At 39.2% G+C, this 24,839-nt stretch carries 24 protein-coding genes and 1 riboswitch; of the genes, 8 read left to right on the top strand and 16 right to left on the bottom strand.

Annotated elements, in window-relative coordinates:
- Window positions 1-14 precede the first annotated feature (14 nt).
- Entirely contained in the window at window positions 15-1,541 is a 1,527-nt protein-coding gene (hutH, locus tag ACNJYY_RS04580; RefSeq protein WP_416730737.1) for a histidine ammonia-lyase, read from the bottom strand.
- 361 nt (window positions 1,542-1,902) lie between these two features.
- A complete protein-coding gene (gene hutP / locus ACNJYY_RS04575; protein WP_066391539.1) occupies window positions 1,903-2,337 on the bottom strand; it encodes a hut operon transcriptional regulator HutP in 435 nt (144 codons plus the stop codon).
- Between the two features lie 181 nt (window positions 2,338-2,518).
- Here hutP and ACNJYY_RS04570 point away from each other — a divergent pair, with 181 nt between their 5' ends.
- Window positions 2,519-2,977, top strand: a complete 459-nt coding sequence (locus ACNJYY_RS04570; RefSeq protein WP_416730736.1) for a hypothetical protein — start codon at window positions 2,519-2,521, stop codon at window positions 2,975-2,977.
- Window positions 2,978-3,106: 129 nt separating this feature from the next.
- On the opposite strand, the gene ACNJYY_RS04565 is transcribed toward ACNJYY_RS04570, so the two are convergent.
- From ACNJYY_RS04565 to ACNJYY_RS04535, 7 genes are all read right to left on the bottom strand, one after another.
- On the bottom strand, window positions 3,107-4,195 hold the full coding sequence (locus ACNJYY_RS04565) for a GerAB/ArcD/ProY family transporter (RefSeq protein ID WP_416730735.1): 1,089 nt from the start codon (window positions 4,193-4,195) through the stop codon (window positions 3,107-3,109).
- A gap of 138 nt (window positions 4,196-4,333) precedes the next feature.
- Window positions 4,334-5,686, bottom strand: a complete 1,353-nt coding sequence (locus tag ACNJYY_RS04560; RefSeq protein ID WP_416730734.1) for a TrkH family potassium uptake protein — start codon at window positions 5,684-5,686, stop codon at window positions 4,334-4,336.
- Window positions 5,687-5,689: 3 nt separating this feature from the next.
- On the bottom strand, window positions 5,690-6,346 hold the full coding sequence (locus ACNJYY_RS04555) for a potassium channel family protein (protein ID WP_144702694.1): 657 nt from the start codon (window positions 6,344-6,346) through the stop codon (window positions 5,690-5,692).
- A 139-nt stretch (window positions 6,347-6,485) separates the two neighbouring features.
- Window positions 6,486-6,641, bottom strand: a riboswitch (cyclic di-AMP (ydaO/yuaA leader).
- Between the two features lie 78 nt (window positions 6,642-6,719).
- The gene (locus ACNJYY_RS04550; RefSeq protein WP_416730733.1) at window positions 6,720-7,502 is read right to left on the bottom strand and encodes an undecaprenyl-diphosphate phosphatase; all 783 of its coding nucleotides are present in this window, start codon (window positions 7,500-7,502) and stop codon (window positions 6,720-6,722) included.
- Window positions 7,503-7,610: 108 nt separating this feature from the next.
- A complete protein-coding gene (gene cls / locus ACNJYY_RS04545; protein ID WP_416730732.1) occupies window positions 7,611-9,113 on the bottom strand; it encodes a cardiolipin synthase in 1,503 nt (500 codons plus the stop codon).
- A gap of 547 nt (window positions 9,114-9,660) precedes the next feature.
- Window positions 9,661-10,812 (bottom strand): stage II sporulation protein P, encoded by a 1,152-nt coding sequence (gene spoIIP, locus ACNJYY_RS04540; protein WP_416730731.1) that lies wholly within the window; start codon window positions 10,810-10,812, stop codon window positions 9,661-9,663.
- Between the two features lie 146 nt (window positions 10,813-10,958).
- Window positions 10,959-11,426 (bottom strand): MarR family winged helix-turn-helix transcriptional regulator, encoded by a 468-nt coding sequence (locus tag ACNJYY_RS04535; protein ID WP_416730730.1) that lies wholly within the window; start codon window positions 11,424-11,426, stop codon window positions 10,959-10,961.
- A gap of 171 nt (window positions 11,427-11,597) precedes the next feature.
- Here ACNJYY_RS04535 and ACNJYY_RS04530 point away from each other — a divergent pair, with 171 nt between their 5' ends.
- From ACNJYY_RS04530 to ACNJYY_RS04520, 3 genes are read left to right on the top strand one after another with little or no spacing between them, the layout of a single operon-like run.
- Window positions 11,598-12,194, top strand: coding sequence for an ArsR/SmtB family transcription factor (locus tag ACNJYY_RS04530; RefSeq protein WP_416730729.1), 597 nt, complete (start codon window positions 11,598-11,600; stop codon window positions 12,192-12,194).
- Window position 12,195: 1 nt separating this feature from the next.
- Window positions 12,196-13,443 (top strand): MFS transporter, encoded by a 1,248-nt coding sequence (locus tag ACNJYY_RS04525; RefSeq protein ID WP_416730728.1) that lies wholly within the window; start codon window positions 12,196-12,198, stop codon window positions 13,441-13,443.
- Between the two features lie 12 nt (window positions 13,444-13,455).
- Entirely contained in the window at window positions 13,456-14,451 is a 996-nt protein-coding gene (locus tag ACNJYY_RS04520; protein WP_416730727.1) for an NAD-dependent epimerase/dehydratase family protein, read from the top strand.
- A gap of 269 nt (window positions 14,452-14,720) precedes the next feature.
- Here ACNJYY_RS04520 and ACNJYY_RS04515 read toward each other — a convergent pair whose 3' ends face one another.
- Window positions 14,721-15,350: a hypothetical protein gene (locus ACNJYY_RS04515; RefSeq protein ID WP_416730726.1), complete on the bottom strand. Its 630-nt coding sequence runs from the start codon at window positions 15,348-15,350 to the stop codon at window positions 14,721-14,723.
- A gap of 324 nt (window positions 15,351-15,674) precedes the next feature.
- Between ACNJYY_RS04515 and ACNJYY_RS04510 the strand changes: the two genes are divergently transcribed.
- Window positions 15,675-16,208: a histidine phosphatase family protein gene (locus tag ACNJYY_RS04510; RefSeq protein ID WP_416730725.1), complete on the top strand. Its 534-nt coding sequence runs from the start codon at window positions 15,675-15,677 to the stop codon at window positions 16,206-16,208.
- A gap of 88 nt (window positions 16,209-16,296) precedes the next feature.
- On the top strand, window positions 16,297-16,872 hold the full coding sequence (locus ACNJYY_RS04505) for a CAP domain-containing protein (protein WP_416730724.1): 576 nt from the start codon (window positions 16,297-16,299) through the stop codon (window positions 16,870-16,872).
- 55 nt (window positions 16,873-16,927) lie between these two features.
- On the opposite strand, the gene ACNJYY_RS04500 is transcribed toward ACNJYY_RS04505, so the two are convergent.
- From ACNJYY_RS04500 to ACNJYY_RS04485, 4 genes are all read right to left on the bottom strand, one after another.
- A complete protein-coding gene (locus ACNJYY_RS04500) occupies window positions 16,928-18,349 on the bottom strand; it encodes an ATP-binding protein (RefSeq protein WP_416730723.1) in 1,422 nt (473 codons plus the stop codon).
- Between the two features lie 258 nt (window positions 18,350-18,607).
- Window positions 18,608-19,159 (bottom strand): redoxin domain-containing protein, encoded by a 552-nt coding sequence (locus tag ACNJYY_RS04495; RefSeq protein ID WP_416730722.1) that lies wholly within the window; start codon window positions 19,157-19,159, stop codon window positions 18,608-18,610.
- 175 nt (window positions 19,160-19,334) lie between these two features.
- Entirely contained in the window at window positions 19,335-20,090 is a 756-nt protein-coding gene (locus ACNJYY_RS04490) for an anti-sigma factor domain-containing protein (protein ID WP_416730721.1), read from the bottom strand.
- Window positions 20,071-20,640, bottom strand: coding sequence for an RNA polymerase sigma factor (locus ACNJYY_RS04485; RefSeq protein WP_144702732.1), 570 nt, complete (start codon window positions 20,638-20,640; stop codon window positions 20,071-20,073). Before ACNJYY_RS04485 ends, ACNJYY_RS04490 begins: the two co-directional genes overlap by 20 nt.
- Before the next feature lie 223 nt (window positions 20,641-20,863).
- Between ACNJYY_RS04485 and motA the strand changes: the two genes are divergently transcribed.
- Entirely contained in the window at window positions 20,864-21,649 is a 786-nt protein-coding gene (motA, locus tag ACNJYY_RS04480; protein ID WP_416730720.1) for a flagellar motor stator protein MotA, read from the top strand.
- On the top strand, window positions 21,642-22,415 hold the full coding sequence (gene motB, locus ACNJYY_RS04475) for a flagellar motor protein MotB (protein WP_144702735.1): 774 nt from the start codon (window positions 21,642-21,644) through the stop codon (window positions 22,413-22,415). The genes motA and motB overlap by 8 nt, the downstream gene beginning before the upstream one ends.
- Before the next feature lie 226 nt (window positions 22,416-22,641).
- Here the strand turns inward: motB and ACNJYY_RS04470 are convergent, their stop codons facing one another.
- Together ACNJYY_RS04470 and ACNJYY_RS04465 are read right to left on the bottom strand one after the other, a co-directional pair.
- Window positions 22,642-23,907, bottom strand: a complete 1,266-nt coding sequence (locus ACNJYY_RS04470; RefSeq protein ID WP_416730719.1) for a M48 family metallopeptidase — start codon at window positions 23,905-23,907, stop codon at window positions 22,642-22,644.
- Window positions 23,908-23,994: 87 nt separating this feature from the next.
- Window positions 23,995-24,822, bottom strand: coding sequence for an HAD family hydrolase (locus ACNJYY_RS04465; protein ID WP_416730718.1), 828 nt, complete (start codon window positions 24,820-24,822; stop codon window positions 23,995-23,997).
- Between the last annotated feature and the right edge of the window lie 17 nt (window positions 24,823-24,839).

The raw sequence follows: 24,839 nt of genomic DNA, 5'->3' as shown, positions 1-24,839 counted from the left end.
AAAAATACCTCCTTTTAATGTGCTAACTTTTGAATTTTTGATCCGATTAAGATGTCATTCCACGAATTATCAAGGATCCATGAAGCAACAGCTTCCATATCGCGGTGGAACATGCGGTCACATTGTATCGTCGGACAAACGATTCTTCCTTGTTCATATACTCTCTTTGTTTTAGGTGCTAATTTTTCTGGACCTCTAAAATCTGCTGCTTGCATCGCACAGATTAACTCGACAGCAAGTACACGCCTTGCATTCGCAATAATTTGAGCCGCATGCCTAGAAGCGATCGTTCCCATACTCACATGATCTTCTTGATTGGCCGATGAAGGAATCGAATCAACACTTGCAGGATGAGCCAATGTTTTGTTTTCTGAAACGAGTGATGCAGCTGCATATTGCATGATCATCGCACCAGACTCGAGCCCTGGATTCGGACTTAAGAAACCTGGTAAGTCACTTAACTGAGGATTGACCATCCGTTCGATCCTTCGCTCAGAAATATTTGCCCATTCTGCTGCTGCGAGCTTTAAGAAATCCATAGCAAAAGCGATAGGCTGACCATGAAAATTTCCACCTGATATGATTTTGTTTCCTCCATCAAAAATCAGTGGGTTATCTGTTGCAGCATTCATTTCGATCTCAAGCTTTTCTTTTACATAACCAAGAACTTGCCACGAGGCACCATGAACTTGAGGGATGCACCTTAAGGAGTAAGCATCCTGAACCCGGATCTCTCCTTGTTTCGTTGTAAGCTGGCTGCCTTCTAAATATTCTCTTAAGCGCTTTGCAACATCTACCTGCTCTTGATAACCTCGAGCAAGATGTACGTCCTCATCGAACGCATCTGTTATACCTCGTAAACTTTCTGTGGTAAGCGCTGCAATCGCATCTGCCATGAGTCCGATACGTTCCGCTTCTATATAGGCAGCAATTCCTTGTGCTGTCATGGCTTGCGTTCCATTGATCAAAGCAAGCCCCTCTTTCGCCGTCAATACGACAGGTTCAATACCCGCTCTCTTTAAAGCTTCTTGGCCAGTGATCCGTTCTCCTTTGTAATACGCTTCTCCCTCACCTACTAACACAAGTGCTAGGTGAGAAAGCGGAGCAAGATCTCCACTCGCGCCAAGTGATCCTTGTTGAGGAACGACAGGATGGACACTCTTTTCGACTAACTCTAGCAACCTTTCGATTACGACTGGGCGGATACCTGAAAATCCTTTTAGCAGAGCATTTGCTCTTAAAATAAGCATAAGACGACTGATTGTCTCAGGAAATGGATCTCCAATTCCACACGCATGGCTGCGGATCAGATTGATCTGCAAGGTCTCAACATCATCTCTAGAAATAAAAACATCGCTAAACTTTCCGAAGCCCGTCGTGATTCCGTATACCACTTTACCTTCAGCCACGATCTCTTCAACCGCTTTCCGGCTGTCTGCTACTTTCTTCATACTGACAGGGCAAGCTTCCACTGGTTCATTATGATGCAGAATCCGCTTGAGCTCTTCCATGGAAAGCGTATTACCTGTTAATGTAATCATCTTCATCCCCCTTTTACTAAGGTTCTTTTCTTTATATTCTTCTTCATTAAAAGTGCAAAGTGCGTGTTTTTTTTACAACTGCGAAAATTGTGCCTTAGAAAACTTCATTGAGCAGTTGATTGGAGTGTAAGATGCGAGACTCCTGTGGGACAGGTGGGCAGGTGAGACACTTAAGAGTAAAACGTCCGAATGTGGCTCACCGCCTGCCCCACGGAAAGGGAGTATCTGGAACGGAAGTCAACCACTTTCAAAAGCAACAAGTACTGCTTTAATAAAGACTTACATCACATACAAAAAGAGCGCACCCGAAAGAAAACTCTTTCGAATACGCCCCCTAATCACTAGTTACTATGGGCACTATTTAAATATGATTGATTCCTAGTCCGATCGCCTCATGTTCTAATCCTTTTACAGGAGCACCAATCGTTCCATAGAGAGCGACTGCGATCCAGTCACCTTCTTCTTTCTTCTCATACGGATTACCTCGGACAACAATAAACCGTAAACCTACAGTCCTAAGAACGGTTCCAAGCTGAACCTGTCCCCTTGTCACCCCATGAAAAGCTTCCATGATGGCATGATATAACGAATGTGTTTCACGATAAATCCCAGTTTGAATGATATTTTCACTTTTGGCCGCTGTTTCAATGGCAGCTACTACCTTTTGTGAATCCATTGAACCGGCTTTGCCTACGCAATACTTCCAGCCCAATTTCTCGATTTCAGGCAGATAACTTTCATCTAATACCCCTAACATGGCCATCTTTCCGATCAAACGTTCATTTGATAATGCCATTGCATGAATCACTCTTTCTCTAACGGCTAATAACTATCTCTAGTGTATGCGTTTACAATTTGTCCGTCAATTCCCTTTCAACAACTTATCACAGCAGTTTAGTAAAGAAAATGACACGTATAATCTATCAAACTAGCGGTAAGAATGATAGTAAGAAATATAACGGAATGAGGGTTGTTACATGTTAAACGTACAAAAAGAAATTGCACTTGCTTCAATGTCACGCACACCACAGTTCGAGGAAGATGTGAATGACTTTTTTATCGCCTATGACAAAGGACATAATCCGTTACTGCTCTTACCTACTACAAAAGGATTTCTTCCTGAAGGACAGGTATACGCGATCGCATTTATTAAAAAAGAAAACAATTCATATCAATTTACGCTTTCAGATAAAATCATGCCTTTTTCGATGGATGAAGCCACGCTCATTCATGATCAGCTCGGTTTCTTCTTCGGTCCTGATAATAATATGCTTTCTTCCTTTTTTAAAGGTGATACGTATGGTGCATATGTAATCTGGACAAAGCATATGGTCACACAATTGATCAACGAGACTCTGCAGAATTGGCACAACACATCAGATGATTCACAGCGTGAAAAGCATAAAACACGTCTCACTATGCTTCTTCAAGCTTAAAATCTGTAACGAAAAATCAACTACTTTCAAGCAGCAATGAATAAGAAAACAATAAAAAACTGACTGCTGACTCCTTTATTTATTGAACAGATGAAGGAAGTTAACAGTCAGTTTTTTTACTAAAATGCATCATGTAGTAGATGGAGCCTGTTCGTTATTATTTTTCTTAAAGTGTTTTTTAATGTAAGTCATTATGAATAGAAGTGGAATATAACTGATAGCTAAGTAAAAACCGATCTTATTCGTGTAGTTGTTTAATATGTTAATCTTCAGACGTGTGTCCAAAAAGTAGCATGCCGCTAATACTAAGACTAGCATCACGATGAGTGTGATATGATGACGAATGTTCAGCATCAATTTGGCTACACGGCTCGAACACCAAATCGCCAGTGCAATAATGGAGACAAATACGAAATCAAAGCGTTCCACAAAGGAAACTTGAACGATTTTGACCATAGATAGTGTTGCCCAAATATTTCTAGACAATTGCTCCTCGCTAAAGAAGGCAAACGAAAACAAAGTGACTAGCAAGTACATCATAAATGTAAAAAGGTTAGCATGATGAGCAAACTTTTGAGAACGCTTTGCATTTTTAATAAACGGATAAAAAACAAGAAGTGTTTCAAAACCAAGATAGCTCAACATCATATTTTTTGTAGCTGACAAGTAATCCTTAATACTTTCATCAAATACGGGCAGAAGATTTGAAAAATGAGTAAATTCCAGCGGATACACTAATAAAACGATCAATCCTAATGGAATAACCACCCCTAAAAAGCAGATTCCCGCCACCGTTCGAAAACCGGAAGAAACGACGTAGTACGTTAATACAAGGAATACTGCTGCGATCTTCCATGTGCTTAATGTAGGAAACATCCATACTTGTATGACTTCAATATACGTTCTTAGTACAGTAATCGACCAAAGCAGAAAATAGAGAAGCAAAAATAGGTTGAATAGATTGCCTAGAAAACCGCCAAACAACGTTTTATGTGTGGTTACGATATCTCCGTCACCATTATCAAGCACGTAATAGATCATCCAGATTAAAATATGTACAAAAACAGCAGCGATGATAACCGAAATCCAAGAATCATAACCTGCGTATTTAGCAATGATCCGCTGATACCCAAGAACCCCTACCCCTACTTGTTCAGAATGGACGAGGAAAAAGACAAGAAAAGGAGAAACGAGAAAAGCTTCTTTAATTTTTTGCATAACGGTCCCTCTTCCTCTCTCTTTAAAGTAGCAATGAAATCTTGTTTAGCTTTCCCAAGAGGAAGTCAATTAACCCATAAATAACCAAAAAAGCTAATGCAGAATGAAGGAAGTTCCTTCATCGCATTAGCCTCTTTTTTACCCAGTGAATACTTCGCCGTCTGGATATCTAATATTATCTTTTGTTTGTTTAGCAAGACTGAACGCCAGCGTTAGCGGTCCTAATTTTCCGAAAACCATTACCACACAGATTACAATTTTTCCGATGACTGTTAGATCTGGGGTCAGACCCATACTTAATCCAACTGTTCCAAAGGCAGACACAACTTCAAATACGATGACCATAAATGATGTGTCTCTTTGGACATATGTGATAATAAATAGTGCGGCAAAAATGAACAGGATAGATATGGTCGTAATCGCAAGAGCTCTGTAGACCACTGCATTTCGAATGGTTCTTTTCATAACTACTGTATCATCTTTACCTTTTAAGAAAGCTGCAACCGTAAAGAGAATAACGACAAACGTTGTCAGCTTGATTCCTCCACCCGTTGAAGTACTCCCCGCTCCAACAAACATCAATAGAATCATCATTAGAGATGTATCTGGATTGATCGCGGTCATGTCTATCGAGTTAAATCCTGCTGTTCTTGGCGTGATCCCTTGGAAGTAAGAAGCCCAAAATTGTTCCGCCCCTGAAAGCATCCCAATGGTCTTAGGATTGTTGAACTCAAAAAGATAGAAAAACAAGATCGCAACAACATTGATTATTAGAGTTGATAGCAACATCACTTTAGAATGCAGAGAGAGTGTTTTCCACCGGCGGCTTACCCAAATATCAACTAATACTGTAAACCCTATTCCACCCGTTATAATCAGAAACGAGATGACTAGGTTCATCATCGGATCTCCTACATAACCCATCAAACCATCAGACCAGAGGGAGAAACCAGCATTATTATAAGCCGATATGACGTGGAATATGCTGTAATAAATCCCTTTGCTCACACCTAAATCCGGCACAAGTCTTAATGATAGCAAGAAAATGGCAATGATCTGAATACCGATTGAAAATATAAAGAGATTCCGAACTAATCGGATTACTCCGCCAATAGAAGGCTGGTTGAGTGCTTCTTGCATCAATACACGTTGTTTGATGGAAATTTTTCTTCCCATCATAATAACAACGAGCGATGCAAATGACATGACCCCGAGTCCTCCCACTTGGATTAAGAACAAGATAACGATCTCACCAAACAAAGTGAACGTCGAGCCAGGATCGACTGTAGCTAAGCCTGTTACTGTTGCTGCTGAAGTGGCAATAAAAAATGCATCTACCCAAGATAACGTTTTTTCATGAGCAACAGGCAGCTTTAACAAACACATGCCCACAAAAATGAGAAATAAAAATAGCAACGCTAAAAACTGAGGAGGGTTCAATTTAATTGGGTTATGCAAAAAACGTTTATGCTTTCTGACATGTAGTGCCAATGCTTACACTTCCTCATCCTCAAATCGGTTTAGATCTTCGTTACGACCGATCACGACAAGTATATCTCCATATTGAAGAGATACATCAGCGATCGGTGAAACGAGAATCTCATCTCCACGTTTGATAGCCACAATATTACATCCATAGCGTGCACGAACATCAAGATCTGTTAAGGTCCGGTTTACAAGCTTATCTGTTACACCTATCTCAACAATACTGTGTTCATGTGATAGCTCTATAAAATCAATAATCTTTTCAGAAGAGATAAGTTGAGCAACGCGCAGCGCCATATCACGTTCTGGATGGATAATACGGTCTGCTCCTAGCTTTTCCAACACTTTATGATGATAGTCATTTTGTGCTTTAACCCACACTTTTTGAACGCCTGCTTCTTTTAGAAGTAAAGTGGTTAGAATGCTCGCTTGAATGTCTTCTCCAATCGATACGATGACTTGAGTAAAATTACGAATTCCTAACGACTTCATCACGTTCTCATCAGTAGAGTTTGCTTGAACAGCTTGAGTCGCTATGGTAGCAAACTCATTTACTCTTTCCATGTCTTTATCTATAGCTAGAACATCATAGCCCATCGTGGCAAATTCTCGACAGATGCTTCCACCAAAACGTCCTAGCCCAATAACTGCAAATTGTTTTTTCATTATGGTCTCCCCTTAAAATCCATGAAGTTTTTACTCCGTTGTTCTCTAGCCTTGCTGGTTAAGAGGCTTACAAATTTAAGTAAAAAAACGCAAAAAAAGACCACACAAAAAAGCGGGTCCGGTTTTCCACCAAATTGACCTCTCCAGTGACATGACGCTTACGGGGTTAGCTGTCGGATTAGGGATTGGAGTATCCCTTTTTGCAAATAGAGCAAAATTCACCCCAAAAGATTGGTTCCCCCGTTTTACAGTAGTTTCACTATAAAAATAACTGTAAATTCAGCGATCTAAAGCCTGCTAAATTTCGAATTACATATACTGTAATCCTCTCTCTTTTAAATGTCAATCCATTTTTTGCGTGTTAACAAATACTTTACATTTTACCTGAAAATTGAAGGATCAATACAACGATTCCGATCAGCCACACATAGATAGCAAATCCTTTTAACGTGCCGGTTTGAAGGAGTTTAATCATCCACTTTACTGCCATATATCCAAATAGAGCTGACGCTAACGTACCAATTAATAATGCTGAATAAGAGATCGGTGGATGTGCCCCGGTAAATAGATCTTTTGATTGTAAGACTACTCCACCCGCAATAGATGGGATAGATAGAAGAAATGAAAAATAAGCAGCCGCTTTTTTATCGATCTTACAAAAGAGCGCTGCTGCAATCGTTAGACCTGATCGTGAAATAGCAGGAAGAATCGCTGCTCCTTGAAACGTTCCGATCACAACTGCATCGCGTATAGAAATATCCTCGATTCCTTTATATCCATTGCGTTTATAGGAATCAGCCCACCAAAGCAAAAAGCCAGTGATCAGAAACTCCCATCCAACGGTGATCCCCGTTTTTGAGATATCTTCAAAAAAATCTTTAAATGCTAGTCCAATAACAGCGGTTGGAATCGTTCCAGCGATAAGCAGAACTCCCGTTTTGCTGAAGGGTCTTAATATCACTTCTAGAATTTCTCGCCAATACACCGACATCACGGCAATAAGTGTTCCAATGTGAAGCATGCTATCAAGAAATAATCCAGCTTCTTCTAGCTGAAACATTTGCCTGCCAAGCAACAGATGGCCAGTAGAACTTACAGGTAAAAATTCTGTTACTCCTTGCACAATGCCCAATATTAAGGCCTCAAGCCAATCCATAAAAAAATCCCCCTCACCAAACACGGTCTCGTACAACCTATTCCTGAGGGGGGGGTTCTATTCTAGTTTTTTATTGGGTTATAGCCGATATCAGGCAACCAGCTGATATTAGAGGACACCTGAGAACAGACGAGCAAACGATTCTTTTGTGCGTTCCCACAAACCTCTTTTGTAAAACTCAACAGGTTTCACTTTTACAGATTCCACCATATCTTCTTCGTATTGCTCTACAAGATCATGGACAGATTCTGTATTCAGCAAGAACACGTTCACTTCAAAGTTAAGGTGAAAACTTCTCATGTCCATATTGGCAGTTCCGATCGAAGCGGTATCACCATCGATGATGATTACCTTTTGATGAAGGAATCCTTTTTTGTAGGAATAGATCTCTATTCCCGCACGCAGAAGCTCTGGAAAATAGGAGCGCGTCGCATATTGCGTCAAGAATCCATCGTTGATCTCAGGAACCAATAATCGAACTTGGACTCCTTTTTTTGCTGCCACTCTCAATGCCGTTCGAATTGCTTCATTTGGAACAAAATATGGCGTGGCGATCCAGATGGATTTCTCTGCACATGAGATCAAAGAATAGAATAGATCACTCATGATCCCAAGCTGGGTGTCAGGACCACTTGCTACAACATGAACGGTTCCGTCTCCTTCGGCAGGGTATGCGGTTGTAAGGTGATTATCTTCTAAAAGATCTTCTCCACAAACATATTCCCAATCCATTAAGAAGATCGCATGAAGAACTTGAACAGCTTCTCCTTCCATAACCATATGTGTATCGCGCCAGAAGCCAATTTCAGGATCTTCTCCTAAATATTCGACGCCTACATTCAAGCCTCCGACAAATCCAACCTTTCCATCAATAATGATAATCTTACGATGGTTTCTGAAATTAAGTTTTTGATTAAAAAAGCCATATCGAACAGGTAGGAAGGCTTCTACTAAGATTCCTGCTTTTTTCATTCTGTCGATGTCATATTGCTGAAGAGAAAGACTTCCTATTCCATCAAACAAAAATCTAACTTTTACACCTTCATTGGCTTTTTTTATTAAAAGGTCAATAATGTCTTTGCCAAGGCGATCTGAACGAAAGATATAATACTGAATATGTATATACTCCTTGGCTTCTTCTAGTCTCGCAAAGATTTCTGGAAACGTCTCTTGGCCATTCTTTAAAATTTTTGAACTTGTTTTTCTGTTTAATCGCGTTAGGGTAATGTGGTGAGCGTGCGTTGCAAAACACTGCTGATGCCTTTTCAAATCACTAAAGTCTGGTTTTTCTTCTTGTTTGGATACTCGGATCCACTCGTCCCTGTCTTTTTTTCTTTTAGATTTGAATAGATGACCTTTTAGATAAAGCTGACCCGAATACAGATAGAACATATAACCGATAAACGGAAACAGGATCAAAACATAAATCCATAGAAGTGTATGTTGAGCTGTTCTATTCTCAAGCATAAGTGAATAAATCGTATAAAGAATCACTGCGATGTAAAGGAGCCCAAAAATCGTTTTGATTACTACATATCCTTCTGCAAAAAAAACGATGTATAAACAGACAAGTAATAATAGTGTGAGGAAAAATTCCCATATTCGTTTCATGCACGTGCTCCTTTTTACCAATCTTCTTTTACTCTCTTTTATTCCCTTCCCCTTACAAATAAAACTAAGGGATTCTCTCTTTTTATACCATTTTTTTATAGGATTTGCAGATTTGACGACTGTTATGAAATTAGATATTGTTTCAATCATTCGGAAACGGTTTTTTTGTGTACATAATGGGTTGATATACAGACACTTCGGAAATTTGCGGGGCCAATCGGTGGTGAATTTTGAATTTGACAGATTATGTGACCAATCCGACAGATTAATCTTCGAATCGGACAGATTCACTAGTCAATTGGACAAATTACCGTCATTAACAAGAAAACGGGGCCCATGCACAAACTCCTCTATGGCACTTACTGTCGACTTTTACGAAAATACTGTCCACTTTTTTTGTTTTACTGTCCACTTTCGCTAATTTACTGTCCACTTTTGTAGATTTACTGTCCACTCTCCTATTTTTACTGTCCACATTAATTTTAAGCAAAAATAGAAACACTAAAAAAGCTCCAGAGGTTAACACCACCTCTAGAGCCTTTCAACATTATTCAGCTTTCGCTCCATTTTCTTTCCAATAGTATTCGGCAACTGCTTCAGCAACTGCTTCAGCACTTCTGTACAACTCATCCATGTTGTTATCTACTCCGCCAAACTCAATGAGCAAAGCATGATCAGAAAGGTCTTGATTATAAACCCCATTTCCCTGAGTTTTGTTTTTTCCGATGACCCCTCGGCTTAAACCAGGGTATTTTTTATCTAAGATCGCGTTGATCTCTTGCGCTGCTTTTTGGTTATTCTCAAAATTAGGATTCGCTTTACCGATTACGAATAAAGTACGTGCGTATGACTTCCCATTGATTTCTGTTGTTGTAGACTTTCCTCTCATTGAATCTCGATGCAGGTCAAAGATTAAATCAATATCTTTGTTGCTTGACATCGCACTTTGAACCAGTGTTCGTGACATCGGATAGCTCTTTCTATAGTCTGTGTTATTCTTCCTCAAAAGCTCCGTCATGTTTGTCATATCGACGGATGTTCCAATTCCTCTCGCCTCTAATTCCTCACCGAGTTTTTTCCCTACCATCGTGATGTTTACTTTAGAGTGAATAGCATGATCGGGATTCGTGACTCCTTTTAAGTGAGGCAGAAATGATTCCCAACTGTGCGAATGATAGATATATGCGATTTTCTTTCCGCTCGTTGTTTGACCTGGCGGATTATCTGAATCAGAAGGATCAGGATCTTCCAAGCGTTCGATATCTTGAACTTCTGCATCTTCACCACTTAAGAGGAGTTCCATCGGCGGCGGAGATTCGTAAGCCAGGTTGGTGTAATCAGTTCCTTCTCCAGCAACAATGATCGTTGAATCATAGAGCGCAAAACCTGGAAGTTCGTTTCCTAATAGACTCCGGATATCCCCAGGCTTTATGCTTGTAGTCAATTCGAACAAAACACTCGATAAAGCCGGCGGTTCACTTTCTTTTGGAAGCTCTTGTGTAAAATATCGATTTTCCCAACCTATGAAATACACGAGTGCTTCACCTGAAAATTCCGTTAACCATTTATGCATGGTTGATGAACTTAACCGATATTTGTGCTCAAAGGATGTGATAAAGCTAGTGGCTACAACAATAAATAGCATGGCGCCTGCAAGTAATAATGGTAAACGCTTCATATTCAATTGCGGGGTAAACATGTATAGCCCTCCACTTCTGTTGACGTTTCTATCACATCCTATGCAGTGAAGAATTTAAATAGAATCCAATCTATGAAAAAATAATAGAGAAACTTTTCTGCGACTCATTCACTAATACTTTCCAAGGCGCAAAAAAAACCAGTTCCTCAACTGGTTTGTGTTGTAAAGACGATCTCGTCTGAGTCTGTATGATTGCCACTTGCAAGCTTTTCGTAAATATCAATAAAAATACCTAATTCTTCCTGTGATAAATGATTAAGATAACTACTTATAGAATTAACTCTCTCACTTTCAGCCTCTCGTAAAATTTCATGTCCTTCTTCAGTAATCTCTAAATATACAATACGACGGTCTAAGTCACTACGGTAACGACTCACAAATCCACGCTTGTACAAACGATCCGCACCAACAGTTATCGCACTTGGTTTTACACCCATATAGTCAGCCAATTTTGAAACGGTCCATTTATTTCTAATACACAACGTCTTCAAAAGTACAAACTGTGTTTTCGTTAACTCCTTTTCTATAGCAATTTCCGGGTGTAAACGCTTTGACACAATGTAATGCACTTTCTCCAATCTCTCCACATAGGACTTCAAATCCTTATTCCCCATACTATGAACCTCCAGCCTCTAAGTTGTAATGCGAATTATACTAACATTATACAAGAATTTTCATAACATTTGAACTATTATTTACAGATAATGTGTAAAAGTGTTGACGACTAGCATATAAATAGGATATATTACGTTCAAATATATTTGAACGTTTCAGGAGTGTTGAACATGCAGGAAATTTATCATATACGCGAAGTTGAGCAGTTAAAGGTTATATCTGACCCGCTGCGTATCAAAATCCTATGGGAGATATTAGAGGAAGCTAAGACAGGAAAAATTTTATCAGACCTATTAGAAGTTCCGGCACCAAAGATTCATTACCACCTTAAGGAACTTGAACGTGTAGGTTTAATTAACGTCGAGAGAACAGAAGAAAAGAATGGCATTATACAAAAGTTCTACAGACCTGTAGCTCACTCATTTTCGATTGCCGAAATATTGCCCGATCAACGGCATGCTGTAAGAGATGAACTTTCAGATGCACTAAAAGAAAATATATTAGTTTCTCTTGAAAAGACAAAATCTATGGTGCGTAAATTAGATCCCGAAATACTAGCTTATTCAGATTCTCCTCTTAAATTTGGTTATAGACATGTAAAACTTTCTTCCGATCAAGTAAAACTGTTACATGACAAAGCAAAAGAAATATCTGACTTAATCTCAGAATTTAAGAAGAATGAAAGTGACGATGGTGAGATCTATCACTACTTTATGCTCTCTTTTCCTTTGAAAGACACACCTTATCCTGAAGAGGAGCTAGAGTAAGATGGCCGACACAATAGCTGTACTCCAGAAAAATGAAACAGAGTCTTTATTCAGAAAGCGATCATTCCTATTCATATGGGCGATAACGATCTGTTCTTCTTTTTCAATCGCCATCTTTCAATTCTCACAGAGTTGGTATGTTGTGAAGACTCTAGATAAAGAAGCCTCACTCGGCATTGTATTTATTGCAGCCAACGTTCCTCGTATTTTATTCATGGCTATTGGCGGCGTTCTTGCGGATCGAGTCAGCCGTACGAAAATTTTGTTCGTCGCTAACTTTCTAAGAACCCTTTTGTTAATCGGGTTGTTGATCATGCTTGCAACAGGACATCTCTCGCTTCTGTCTTTTATCATTTTTGGTTTATTTTTTGGGGCACTTGATGCTTTCGTATGGCCAGCAAACGGATCTCTTCTGCCTAATGTTGTCGACCAATCTCAATTAACACGTGCAAATTCAGTCATTCAGACCACCCAACAAAGCTCGTTAATACTTGGACCGATGATTGGAGGTCTTCTTGTTGCAAGTAGCGGAGGCTACTTACTCTCGTTCGGTGTACCCGCTGTGATGCTGCTGCTCTCTGCCATTCTTGCTTATTTGTTAAAAATTCCAGCTGCTATGAGTTCTAGCACAGCAAAGCCCGGCATGTGGCTATCTATAAAAGAGGGCATTGATGTAGTAAGACAATCCGCTTTTTTAAAAGCACTCTTTCTTAGTACGATCTTTCTTAATGTTTTCGTAATCGGACCGTTGATGATGGGATTGCCGATCTTCATGAAAAACGTGCTCGACGGAAGCGCACTTGATTTTAGCTTTATTGAAGGTGCTATGGCTCTAGGCATGCTGATTAGCTCCGTTATTATAGGTATCTTAAACGTTAAGAAAAGACGTGGACTGATGGTGACAGTTTCTTTATTCACCATGAACATATTCTTTTTCTTATTTAGTCAAAGTTCCACCCTTTTTGCTTGTATGTTGACGATTTTCTTCATTGGCATTACGTTTCCCGCAACGAATATACCGCTTATCTCGGCGGTACAATCTTCCGTTGATAAGAACCTTCTAGGAAGATTGATGGGTTTGCTAACCATGGCAAGTATGGGTCTTGCTCCTTTATCACTTGCAGCAACGTCCATGTTAATCTCTTATGGCTTTTCTATTGAAAACATTATGTCTCTAGGTGCACTCTCTTTAATTGTTGTTAATCTTTTGATCATGTGGAAACTTCCTGCTTTAAGAAAAATGGAATAGGTGGTGTAGAAGATGAAAGTATTACTTATTGGCGGCACTCGTTTTTTAGGAAAACATGTAGCAGATTCTTTTAAAAACAATCATCATGAAGTGACTTTGTTTCATAGAGGGAAAACATCAAAAAAAGGGTTAACAGAAAACGTTCATGAGATTATTGGTGACAGAGATCTTGATCTGTCTTCACTTAAGAGTGAATCTTGGGACATTGTACTGGATACGTGTGGCTATTTTCCTAAGCAGGTCCGAAAATCAGCTGAAGCACTCAAGAAAGAAGGAACTTTCTATATCTTTGTTTCTTCAGTATCCGTTTATGAAGATCAGTCTGTTCGAAACATTACGGAGGAAGCGAAAACCGCTGACCTTATTGATCGAACCATTACTGAGATTGGTGAACATTATGGTGCCCTTAAAGCCGCTTGTGAACAAGAGGTTTTAGAGGTATTCGGTGAGAATGCTTTGATCCTGCGTCCAGGTTTGATTGTTGGCCCCCATGATTACACAGATCGTTTCACGTATTGGCCAGCCAGAGGTTTTCGAGGCGGAGAAATTTTAATCCCTGAGATGAAAGATCCGACCGTTCGATTCATTGATGTTCGTGATCTAGCGAATTGGATCGTACGGATGGCTGAGAATAAAGAGAACGGGATCTATCAAGCAGTTGGAGGTGTGTATGACTTCAATGAGGTTGTTCAAAAATGCTTGCGGAGTCAAGAACACTCGACAATCGTGCCTGTGGCCGAATCCTTCTTGTTAAAGGAGAACGTCGGCGAATGGATTGAGTTGCCACTCTGGATCTCAAGTGAAGATTATCGTGGTCTTGATTATGCGGATGATTCCAAAGCGATAAACAAAGGATTGATCTTCCGACCGATAGAAGAAACGATAAAAGATACTGCAGAATGGTCTCAAAGCCGAAACTTAAAACCAGATGACTGGAAAGCAGGCTTACACCCTGATAAAGAAAAGAAGCTTCTAAAAAAATGGAACGAAAGTGTAAAGTTAAGCTAAAGAGAAATAATTTCTCCTGTTATTCTCAAAAATACATGAATGCCCATGGCACTTGTCCATACCATTTGACTCCTCAGGACATATAGTATGATTGTGAGATACAAAATCTCTCCTGTTGGCAAGAGGCCGGCAGAGCAATTCCCTACCCCCCATTTCTTCATCATGCGTTCGGTTTTCTTTACCATAATCCTTTCTTTAAGGATTATGGCTTTTTTTTATAGATAAAAAGGGAGTTTATTCAACTCACTCCCTTTTAAAAAACAGACTTCTTATCTTGGAAAACGTTTAGGATCATCATTAAAATGGATATATTTTTTTAGATGATCAGGCAGTTCACCTTTTTGAAATACATGTTGAATATCAGAGAGCGGAATCTCTAAACGTGCCAATGAAGGATACAACGGAAGAATTTCTTTTGGTTCATAAGATTGCTGATAACTCGTGATCGCTTCATTCGTCTCTATTTCAACAGAATGACGATACGCATGAATCTCTTGTATCTGTTTGACCATCATCAGATATTCTGCTTTTAAACGTTCGAGCTGATGTATTTTCTTTTCCATACTATTTTTTGCAGTGTCTAATTCTCTATCCCGTGAAGAATAAACGGTTTTCAGATACTCAGACAATCGGTCATCTCGGTTTTCTTTTAATTCATCCAGCTGTTCCATGGCATTACGTTCTTTCTCCATAGCTAACAAGTATTTATTCTTTACTTCTGTTAAATCATCCATCGTGATTTTTGAGTTTCTTACACCGTATGAATTTAATAACTCTTCATACTCATTTGAAGACCATTCTTTTTGTTTATGTAGTTGCTGCCACTTTTCTTGAGCGCGGGCAATATCGATATCGTATTCTTTTTTCATCTGTTTAAAATGGTTTAATTCAGGATACATAACAATCTCCCTTCGTTTTTCAACATTCATAGTATTCGGGAGGGTTTTGGGTTTACGTCTCGAAAGTTTAAACAACTGTTTAAATTGAGTGATGATAGGAAATTCTGTGATGTTCTTTAAAGTGTTGATTTCCGTTTCAGGTGCTTCGCTTTCCGCGGGGCAGGCGGTGAGCCACATTCGAACGTTTCAGGTTTAAGTGTCTCACCTGCCCACCTGTCCCGCAGGAGTCTCGCACCCTACACTCCAATCAACTTATCAATGATGGCTAAAAGACTTACCATCAACACCTTGTTTAGTATTACTAAATAGAAAGAAGGAAGATCAATGAAGATTACGGCTATTAGACATTGCAAAGCGGAAGGTCAGGAAAGCCATGCTGCTCTCACTAATGAAGGAGAACAGCAAGCCAAAGAACTGGCTGTCTTTTTGGAGGGTCACCATTTTGATTGTGTGATCTCGAGTCCATTCAAACGAGCCGTCGACACCATTAAACCTTTTGCAGAGTTAAGTAAACAATCTATAAAGATAGATGATCGATTGGCTGAACGTATTCTTTCTGCTGAAGCTGACCCCAATTGGCGAAGTAATCTAGAACGTACATATATAGAAGAACATCTGAAATTTCCTGGTGGCGAGTCCACATTTGAAGCAAAGCAAAGAATCTCTTCCTTCATTAATGACTTGCAAACTGAATCCTATAAATCCGTTCTGATTGTTACGCATGGAAATCTGCTTAGCTTGATGATTAATATGTTTGATCCATCATTCGGTTTCAAGGAATGGGAGCTTCTCTCCAATCCAGATGTGTATCTTTTTGATGTTTCTCTAAAAGATGTATCCAAGCTGTGGGTGTCTTAAACTGGTACATAATTCCATACCCCCAACCCTCCTCATAAAATCCCGAAACATGTACACGTAAGATAAATTATTGGGAGGGAAACATCTTATGAAAAAATTAGTAGTAGCATCAGTATTAGGCGCTTCCCTATTCGGCGCAAACGCAGGAATCTCAGAAGCGGCATCTTCATGCCCGTTCGCTTCTTTAAATAATAATCAAACTCAACAAGCTCAGGCAGCTCCACAACAAGAGCAAGCAAAAGCTCCAGCTGAAGCGGCACCTAAAGCTGAAGCAGGTGCAGAACTAACTGCACAAGAGCAACAAATGCTTGATCTAGTAAACCAAGAGCGTGAAAAACAAGGATTACCAGCACTTAAAGCTGATCCTGAATTAACAAAAGTGGCTCGCGTTAAAGCAAAAGATATGATCGACAACAACTATTTCGACCACAATTCACCAACTTACGGTTCTCCATTTGATATGATGAAGAAATTTGGTGTTGAATATAATACAGCTGGTGAGAACCTTGCAGGTAATTCATCTGTAGACGGTGCTCACACTAGCCTAATGAACTCTCAAGGTCACCGTGAGAACATCCTTAAGTCTGAATACACTAGCGTTGGTATCGGTGTAGTAGATGGTGGACAATACGGTAAAATGTTCGTTCAAATGTTCAAAGGATAATAAATATTAAAAAGCTTTCCCGCTGTGGGAAAGCTTTTTTCGTTCGTCTAGATCATTAATGAATGGGAATCGTAATGGTGAACATCGTACCTTTTCCTTTTTTACTTTTCACATCTAATCTCCCATTATGATGTTTGATGATGTTTGTGCTCACCATCAAACCTAAGCCTGTACCTTCGTCTTTTGTCGTAAAAAAGGGTTTACCGATCTTCTTCATGACCGTTTCATCCATACCGCATCCATAGTCACGAATTTGAACATGAAGAAAATCCTTATTTCTAGATAACTTCATGTTAATTTCTACACAATCTCCAACAGCAGAAGCTTCGATCGCGTTCTTCAAAAAGTTGATGAATACTTGCTTAAGCTGCAAAGGATCACAAAAAACAAGTGGGATCTGATCTTCTAAATCTTTTTTGATTTCAATATTCTTCATAATAGCTTGTGTGTTCAACAAGTCTACTGTGTCGTTAATAATATCGGTCACACATGACATCATAAAATTTTGTGAATTGCTTTTAGATAAAACTAAAAACTCCTTGATGATATGTTCAATTCGATCAACCTCAGTAAGAATTATCGTTAAATATTGATTGAATTCATCTGTTTGATTCTGGATGAGTTGAACAAAACCTTTTAAAGAAGTTAAAGGATTGCGTATTTCATGTGCTACGCCGGCTGCAAGCTCTCCCACAACATTTAATGCTTCGGCTTTTAATAATTTTTGTTCTGTAAGCTTCTGATCCGTCACATCTTTCAAAATCGTAACATGCAAGTGATCTACGATATCTTTCTCACAAGAGTATTGAATTTCTTTCACCAAACCATCTGGTGTTTTGTAACGGAACTCTCCTTCAATCTTTTTTCCATCTAAAACTTCTTTCCATTTCTTTCGAATTAACTCTTTACCATTTCCTACAAAAAATTGGTCGGCACTGATTCCTATGAGTTCTTCTTTAGAAAGTTGTAATAGTTCGCAAGCACGGTCGTTCACTTCGGCAATTTCCATATTTGAACGACATAGAACAATCGCTTCTAGTGCATGATTAAACAACTGTTTAAACTTTTTTAAATTTTGAACAGTTGTCCTTTCTTCCTCTCTAATAGATGTTATATAGGATGTTCCCACAACCTCTATAACATCCTGATTATTTCCTGTTACAGGATAAAGAGTTGTACGGATACTTCTAACGCCTAAATGAATATCTGTGGTTTGGATCGAACCTGAAAATGCTCTTTCTAATGGTTCGGTCCACTCGGCGATTAACTCTTTGTTAAATAGGTCATGTAGGTTTGTTCCTGGTGCAGGTTTTATGGACACACCGAGTTCATCTAGCATAGAACCTACAGAATAGGTAAATTTATATTCACTCACACCATCTCTTCTCAAACCGAAAAAATGGATAGGACAATGATTAAGAGAATGGTGAAAATCGGCAATACGTTTAATTTCGACTTCTTCATATTGCTTGTTCATTAATTAGTCCCCTTCTTATTTACAGAATTTCCTGATCTGTTGCTCGGGCTATTATGAGATTTAACCACATCATCTTTATTTTCACTAAACTTTTTAATTCGACAAAATTATTGTTTTCCCTATTGGACAACTTTCCCATTTTTTACAATCACCTATACAGGTCTTTTGAAGTGTTTTCCAAAATAAATTATTTCAACTTAAAAGAAATTAAATAAAAAAGCCTTCTACCAAAATTGGTCAAAGGCTTTAAAACAATAGTTACCTATTCATCTTGTTGATTTCATCCTTCATGAAGTCATAATCCATTGGACCTATATGCGAATAACTGATCATTCCTTTTTCATCGATAAAATAGCTGGTAGGAATCGACACGGCTCTAAACTGTTTTCCTATTGTATTCTTTTCATCAAGAGGAATGGGAAAAGACAGCTCATATTCTTTAACAAACTTGCTTACTTTCTCTGTATTGGTTTCAGAGTACTCAAGATTAACTGCTAAAATTTCTACATCTTTGTTCTTATAATCTCTATAGAACTTCTCCATCTCGGGCATTTCCTCCCTGCACGGGGGGCACCAAGTAGCCCAAAAGTTCACAATTACTTTTTTTCCACGATAATCCTTTAAGTCGACTTGTTTTCCGTCAAGCGTTTTTAATGAAAAGGTGGGTGCTGAGCTTCCTTGTTTTAGTCCGGTATTTTCTTCTTCCTTAACTTCAGTTCGGGGTTCTTCCTTCTTATCAATAGCTGTATAAAATGCTAGACCAATCAATCCAGCAAATAGGAGAAGGATCGCGATTGATTTTATTCTCAATATAATTCCTCATTTCCAATTGGTTCACTAAAATTCATTATAGAGGATTTCATACTGCAACTGCAAAGTTCCTCCTATGCTCATATGTAAAGAGTAACATGCGTCAGAGTGGATCGTTTGTCTTAAAAATTAGAAAAGACAACAACTTATGTTTAAGCTGTTGTCTCCCGGGTACTTATAAATTAGAGGCCATCACAATCGTGCCAACTGGCTTTTTACTGTTTGGAGTTGGTTCATGAGAGATTGCAACTGCATCCCAATTGTGTTCGCCTTCAAATTTCACGGGGAACACCACTGCACCGTTTCCATTTTCGTCTGGTGTGAATGTGCCAGCTCGATAAGGTTTGTCACCTTCAATCAGCCAAACCTGATAAGTCTCGGTTCCTTTGACCTGTGTTAGATTATTCGTTTGAACAACAAGATTCATCGTGTCATTCTCTTTTACCATTGATGCTACACCTGTCGAATCTGTCTCTTCAGACGCAAGTTGAACTGTCTTGAACGTTTTATTGATCTGCTCTTCGATCACCTGTTCATTTTTGTTGTTCTCATTAAATAGATAAGCATTCGTACCAAGTGATAACAATAGACCAGCTGCAAGTAAACCTTGTATCCATGGTTTTGATTTGCGTTGGGGAATAGGAGAAACCTTTGTAGTGAATTCATCTGTTTTGTTAACAGACTGCTTTTCTTGATGTGTAAAGCTTGAGTTAGAAGCTGTAACATTTGTTAAAATACGTTCTTTCATACCAATCGGAGGTTGTGCCTCTTCTGATAAATATGGAAGATCGGCTGTTAGGTCTTGCCATTCTGCCCATTCTTCTTGACATGCATCGCATTGCTTTAAGTGTTTTTCAAAGGCATCTTTTTCTTTACCTTCTAGCATGCCATTATAATATTCCAGCAGATTATCACAAGTTTTCTGTTCCATATTTATCCCCCCTCTCTCGATAGATCTTTTTTAAATGCTTCAGTGCTAAACGTATCCTTCCTTTTACCGTACCGAGAGGAATATTCTTTCGCTCTGCAATGTCTGATTGTGAATAGCCTTTGAAATAGAACATCTCTACAATATCTTGCTGCTCTTCTGTTAACGAAGAAACGGCTTCCTTCAAGCTCTCTCTTTCCTCGTTCCATGTAACGGTCTCTTCTACACTCTCAGTTCGTTCGTAATCTATATCTTTTTCTAAAATCTCAACTTCATTTTTTTGCTGCTTTCGTATTAAATCAATACAGGCATTTCGTGTAACGGTTAAAAGCCATGAAGAAAATTTCCCTTTATCCTCTGAATAGAGTCCCTTTTTTCGCCACAGTTTCATAAAAACGTCTTGAACTGCCTCTTCAGCCAACTCTTTTTGTCTCAACATTTTAAATGAAAAAGAAAACAATAGCTTCTCATAACGATCATACAGCATTTCAAGGGCTTCTTTATTTTCTTCTTGAACTTTTAGATAAAGTTCGTAATCAGAAGTTCTACCCATCTTTTGTCTCCTTTACTGCGCACATAATAAATCTATCATATCAAAATGAGGCAGTATTTGTCTTCTTTTACGATGGATGTATAAAGATAACGTAAAATAAAGCAATTCGGATCACATTTTTTCCAACTTTTATCATTAAGTTTCCCTTTATCTTTCCGATATAAAAGAAAATATAGCTCGAGAAAAAGATACAGAATTTAAAGATAAAGTGAGGAACATCATTATGGATCGGACAACATTAATCGGAGTCATTCTAGGCATATTGGCTGTAGGTGTCGGAATGTTTTTAAAAGGCGCAAGTCCTACAGCCTTATTGAACCCAGCTGCGTTACTTATTATATTTGCCGGAACTGCAGCAGCTATCCTCATCGCATTTCCACTAAACGAAATCAAAAAGATTCCTACTCTTTTTAAGATTTTATTTAAAGAACAAAAGCTCATCGATATGAAAGAGCTTGTAACCATTTTTATTGATTGGGCAACCGTTGCTCGTAAAGAAGGATTGCTCGCATTAGAACCTAAAGCCGAAGAAGTGGATGATCCCTTCCTTCAACAAGGAATCAAGATGATCGTGGATGGTCAGCCTCCTGAATTTATTAAAGATGTCCTAATGAAAGACCTTGAAACGATGGAAGAACGCCATGCGAGCAACGCTACGATCTTTACGCAAGCTGGTACATACGCACCGACTCTTGGCGTATTAGGTGCCGTTGTAGGGTTGGTTGCAGCACTAGGAAATATGGCCGACATCACCGCTCTAGGTAAAGCGATTTCAGCAGCCTTTATCGCTACTCTATTTGGTATTTTTTCTGGTTATGTACTGTGGCACCCTTTCGCTAACAAGTTAAAACGAAAATCAAAAAAAGAAATCATGATTAAAGAGATCATGATCGAAGGACTGTTGTCTATTCAAGACGGAACTTCACCAAAAATTTTAGAAGAAAAACTGTTAACGTATATTCCAACTAGCGAACGTGATCAATACAAAGCAGGTGGTTCAGTTGGCTAAGAAGAAAAAGCATCATGATGAACATGTGGATGAATCTTGGCTCATTCCTTATGCAGACATGCTCACGCTTTTGTTGGCTTTGTTCATTGTATTGTTTGCTATGAGTGAGATCGATGCTCAGAAGTTCAAACAGATGGCAAGTGCTTTTCGAAATGAATTCACAGGCGGAACAGGCGTCATGGAAGAACAAGTACCCATTCCTTCTCCCGACTCTACTCCCATACCTGATGCTCAAAAAGAAGTCATATCCAAGGAAGAAAAAGAACAGCTAGAAGCAGCAAAAAAAGAACTTGAGCAATTAGAAGAGATGGAAAAAAAGATCAATGCCTATATTGAAACAAACAAACTTGATTCTAGTCTGCAAACAAAGCTGACAGAAAACGGCTTGTTGATCACCATCTTAGATAATGCTCTGTTCGACTCCGGAAGTGCTACAGTTAAGCCTGGATCTATTGAGATCGGGAAAAAACTTTCTGATCTACTAGTAACCACGCCACCACGAAACATTGTCATCGCTGGCCATACGGATAACGTACCGATCAGCACGGCAAACTTTCAATCGAACTGGGAACTCAGCGCGTTAAGGGGAATCAACTTTATGCGCGTTCTGCTCGAGAATCCTTCATTAAAACCGAACCAAGTCAGTGCAAGCGGTTATGGAGAGTATCGTCCAAAGTCAGAGAATAAAACTCCAGAAGGCCGAGCAAAAAACCGCCGTGTAGAAGTACTGGTCTTGCCAAATGTGAGTTTGAAAGCTGTGCAGTGATCCTCCTTAGAGCAGCGTGTGACGATGATAGAATTATGTGGAGTAGCGATGGGAATCGATCATAAATTCTGAGAACCGATCATAAATCTCAAGAACCGATCATAAATCTCGGGAATCGATCACAAACACATTCACACAACACTTCATCACACCTCATCTAATACATCCATAAAAAAACTGGCTTCTAAAAGTGGTTATCCACTGTCAAAGAAGCCAGTTTTCATCTTTATTCCATCTTTTTACTCGTTTTATAGCTATCCAAGAAATGAATACGCTCCAGCATGGTCGGATGGCCGTATAAGAACCATTTTACAAGCTTTGGTGGGTTCACTTCGCTTAAAGAAACGCTCGCGAGTTCTTGGAAAGCCCCTACTGCGGCTTTCGGATTGTTAGTCATCTGAATCGCATACAGATCAGCGTCACGTTCTGCTTTTCTTGAAACAGCATTTTCGACCGGAGATACAGCAAAGCTTAATAGAGAAAAGATTAATAGCAGTGCGGGAAGTGCCGCTAGATCTCCTATCCCTTTTACCCCCCATGATTTTCCGTACTTCTCGACCCATTTTCGATAGATGATATTTCCGAGCCATAATCCTAAGAACGATAGGACAACAGATGAAATCAAGTTCCAATATAGGTGGTTCATCACATAATGACCAATCTCATGGGCCATTACGAACAAGACTTGATTGTCACTTAATTTATTTAATGTGGTGTCCCATAGGACGATTCTCAAATTTGATCCAATTCCATTTACATAAGCATTTAATGAATTTGTTTTTTCAGACATGTTCACTTCATACACATTTTCGGCCGGAATGTCAGCTCTTTCTGCAATATCTAAAATTTTTCCTTTTAGCACTTCATCTTGAAGCGGGTAGAACTTGTTATACAAGGGATCGATCACAACGGGCTGAATAAAGTACAAGAACAAAGTAAATGGCACGGAAAGCAGCCACGCGTAAAGCCACCATCTTTTTTCGTATTTCTTGATCAACCAATACATAACAGCGACCATCACGGTTGTTAACAGCCAGTTGATCCAGAAATCCACTAGTCCATCCCTCATCCAGCTGTGGAACGATTGAACGGATATATTGTAACTTTTGGAGATGGTGAAACTGTAGTAGCGGAGCGGGAATGTTAACACCCAGCTAGCAAACGAAAGCAATAGCACGTAAAGACCGGTGTGTACAATAGAGAATCTAGTTAACCCGCTAGAAGTCTTTCGAAACCATTTCGATAACCCGAACCCTAGTACAAATAGATAGATCAACCATTCGAGCGGCACAGAAATGAAGTAGATGAAATCTTTGATCCTTGAAAAATCCGTGCTAAGTTCTAGTTCACGGTCAGTCATAAAGACTGCTGGATCCGCAGCAGAGCCTTTTAGATCAACAGGCAAGTTTGCGTCTGCTCCTTGAAACAAGTAAAACCACATCAAACCCGCGTATATCGCAAAGCCGATTACAAACCATAACGATTTTTTCAAAGCATGCGCCCCCCTTTATTACCTACTATAAAGTGTAGGGCGATTTGTCCAAATTAGAACAAGCTTTCATAAAATACTTTGAGAATATTAAAGAGCATTGGCTAAGGTGGGAACGACATGAAGGTTTTCATGCTCTACTTCAATGGAATTAGGCTGGATGTATACCGCTTTTAATCCCATTAGAAGTGCTGGTGCGATTTCATTTATAAAATTATCACCAATCGATACTGCTTCATGTGGCTGTACGCCGTATTCATTCAATATCGTCTTTAATTTTTCTTTCGTCTTTAAGGGCTTTTCACTCTCCGTATAAAGAGCGTGAAACAGATCTTGAAGCTCCAATTCATCTAACAAGCGTTTCACATCTTCTCTTTCACTGTTCGTTAAGAGGACCACCTTTTTCTTCTCTTTTAAACGTTGCAATGCCTGTTTAAGGCCAAGTGTTTTCGATAGCTGAAACTGATCGGTTACCATGTACTCTTTTGTAGCATTGTAGCAATCCCATGTATCTGCTTGTTTCAAGCCGAAATGCATAGCTGTAGCATATGGCAGCCACCAACCATCACCGATCGCGATCAATCGTTCAAAATCATACACAAGCTCACCTGAGAATTCTGCTCTTACTTTATCCTGTGGCCACTCTTCTCCATCAAAGGATGTTACTTTTGTTACTTGCAGGGTCATCGGATCAACTGTAACACTTGCATCATTCTTGATATCATACACTTTTCCGATCACAACGGGGTGTGTTCCTTTCTTCATACTTTCATATGTATCCCAAAAAGCTTTCTGTTTATCTTCAGACACCCTTTTTTGTAACAAGCGGCAGTAATAATCAAAATGGTCAGTATCTTCATATAGCGTTCCGTCCAAGTCAAAAATAAGTAACTTCGCATCATCAATAATCGATTTCACGTCTCATCCCTCCTTCC

The sequence above is a fragment of the Fictibacillus tiangongensis genome, from assembly GCF_048083785.1.
In the GTDB taxonomy this organism is placed as follows: domain Bacteria; phylum Bacillota; class Bacilli; order Bacillales; family Fictibacillaceae; genus Fictibacillus.
Note: the sequence above shows the minus strand (reverse complement) of the source record. Positions and strands in the feature narration are given on the sequence as shown.

What these genes read in the sequence shown, in the direction of transcription:
- hutH (WP_416730737.1), bottom strand. Translation starts at nt 1,541, where the DNA reads ATGATTACATTAACAGGTAATACGCTTTCCATGGAAGAGCTCAAGCGG.
- hutP (WP_066391539.1), bottom strand. Translation starts at nt 2,337, where the DNA reads ATGGCATTATCAAATGAACGTTTGATCGGAAAGATGGCCATGTTAGGG.
- ACNJYY_RS04570 (WP_416730736.1), top strand. Translation starts at nt 2,519, where the DNA reads ATGTTAAACGTACAAAAAGAAATTGCACTTGCTTCAATGTCACGCACA.
- ACNJYY_RS04565 (WP_416730735.1), bottom strand. Translation starts at nt 4,195, where the DNA reads ATGCAAAAAATTAAAGAAGCTTTTCTCGTTTCTCCTTTTCTTGTCTTT.
- ACNJYY_RS04555 (WP_144702694.1), bottom strand. Translation starts at nt 6,346, where the DNA reads ATGAAAAAACAATTTGCAGTTATTGGGCTAGGACGTTTTGGTGGAAGC.
- ACNJYY_RS04550 (WP_416730733.1), bottom strand. Translation starts at nt 7,502, where the DNA reads ATGGATTGGCTTGAGGCCTTAATATTGGGCATTGTGCAAGGAGTAACA.
- cls (WP_416730732.1), bottom strand. Translation starts at nt 9,113, where the DNA reads ATGAAACGAATATGGGAATTTTTCCTCACACTATTATTACTTGTCTGT.
- spoIIP (WP_416730731.1), bottom strand. Translation starts at nt 10,812, where the DNA reads ATGTTTACCCCGCAATTGAATATGAAGCGTTTACCATTATTACTTGCA.
- ACNJYY_RS04535 (WP_416730730.1), bottom strand. Translation starts at nt 11,426, where the DNA reads ATGGGGAATAAGGATTTGAAGTCCTATGTGGAGAGATTGGAGAAAGTG.
- ACNJYY_RS04530 (WP_416730729.1), top strand. Translation starts at nt 11,598, where the DNA reads ATGCAGGAAATTTATCATATACGCGAAGTTGAGCAGTTAAAGGTTATA.
- ACNJYY_RS04525 (WP_416730728.1), top strand. Translation starts at nt 12,196, where the DNA reads ATGGCCGACACAATAGCTGTACTCCAGAAAAATGAAACAGAGTCTTTA.
- ACNJYY_RS04520 (WP_416730727.1), top strand. Translation starts at nt 13,456, where the DNA reads ATGAAAGTATTACTTATTGGCGGCACTCGTTTTTTAGGAAAACATGTA.
- ACNJYY_RS04515 (WP_416730726.1), bottom strand. Translation starts at nt 15,350, where the DNA reads ATGTATCCTGAATTAAACCATTTTAAACAGATGAAAAAAGAATACGAT.
- ACNJYY_RS04510 (WP_416730725.1), top strand. Translation starts at nt 15,675, where the DNA reads ATGAAGATTACGGCTATTAGACATTGCAAAGCGGAAGGTCAGGAAAGC.
- ACNJYY_RS04505 (WP_416730724.1), top strand. Translation starts at nt 16,297, where the DNA reads ATGAAAAAATTAGTAGTAGCATCAGTATTAGGCGCTTCCCTATTCGGC.
- ACNJYY_RS04500 (WP_416730723.1), bottom strand. Translation starts at nt 18,349, where the DNA reads ATGAACAAGCAATATGAAGAAGTCGAAATTAAACGTATTGCCGATTTT.
- ACNJYY_RS04490 (WP_416730721.1), bottom strand. Translation starts at nt 20,090, where the DNA reads ATGGAACAGAAAACTTGTGATAATCTGCTGGAATATTATAATGGCATG.
- ACNJYY_RS04485 (WP_144702732.1), bottom strand. Translation starts at nt 20,640, where the DNA reads ATGGGTAGAACTTCTGATTACGAACTTTATCTAAAAGTTCAAGAAGAA.
- motA (WP_416730720.1), top strand. Translation starts at nt 20,864, where the DNA reads ATGGATCGGACAACATTAATCGGAGTCATTCTAGGCATATTGGCTGTA.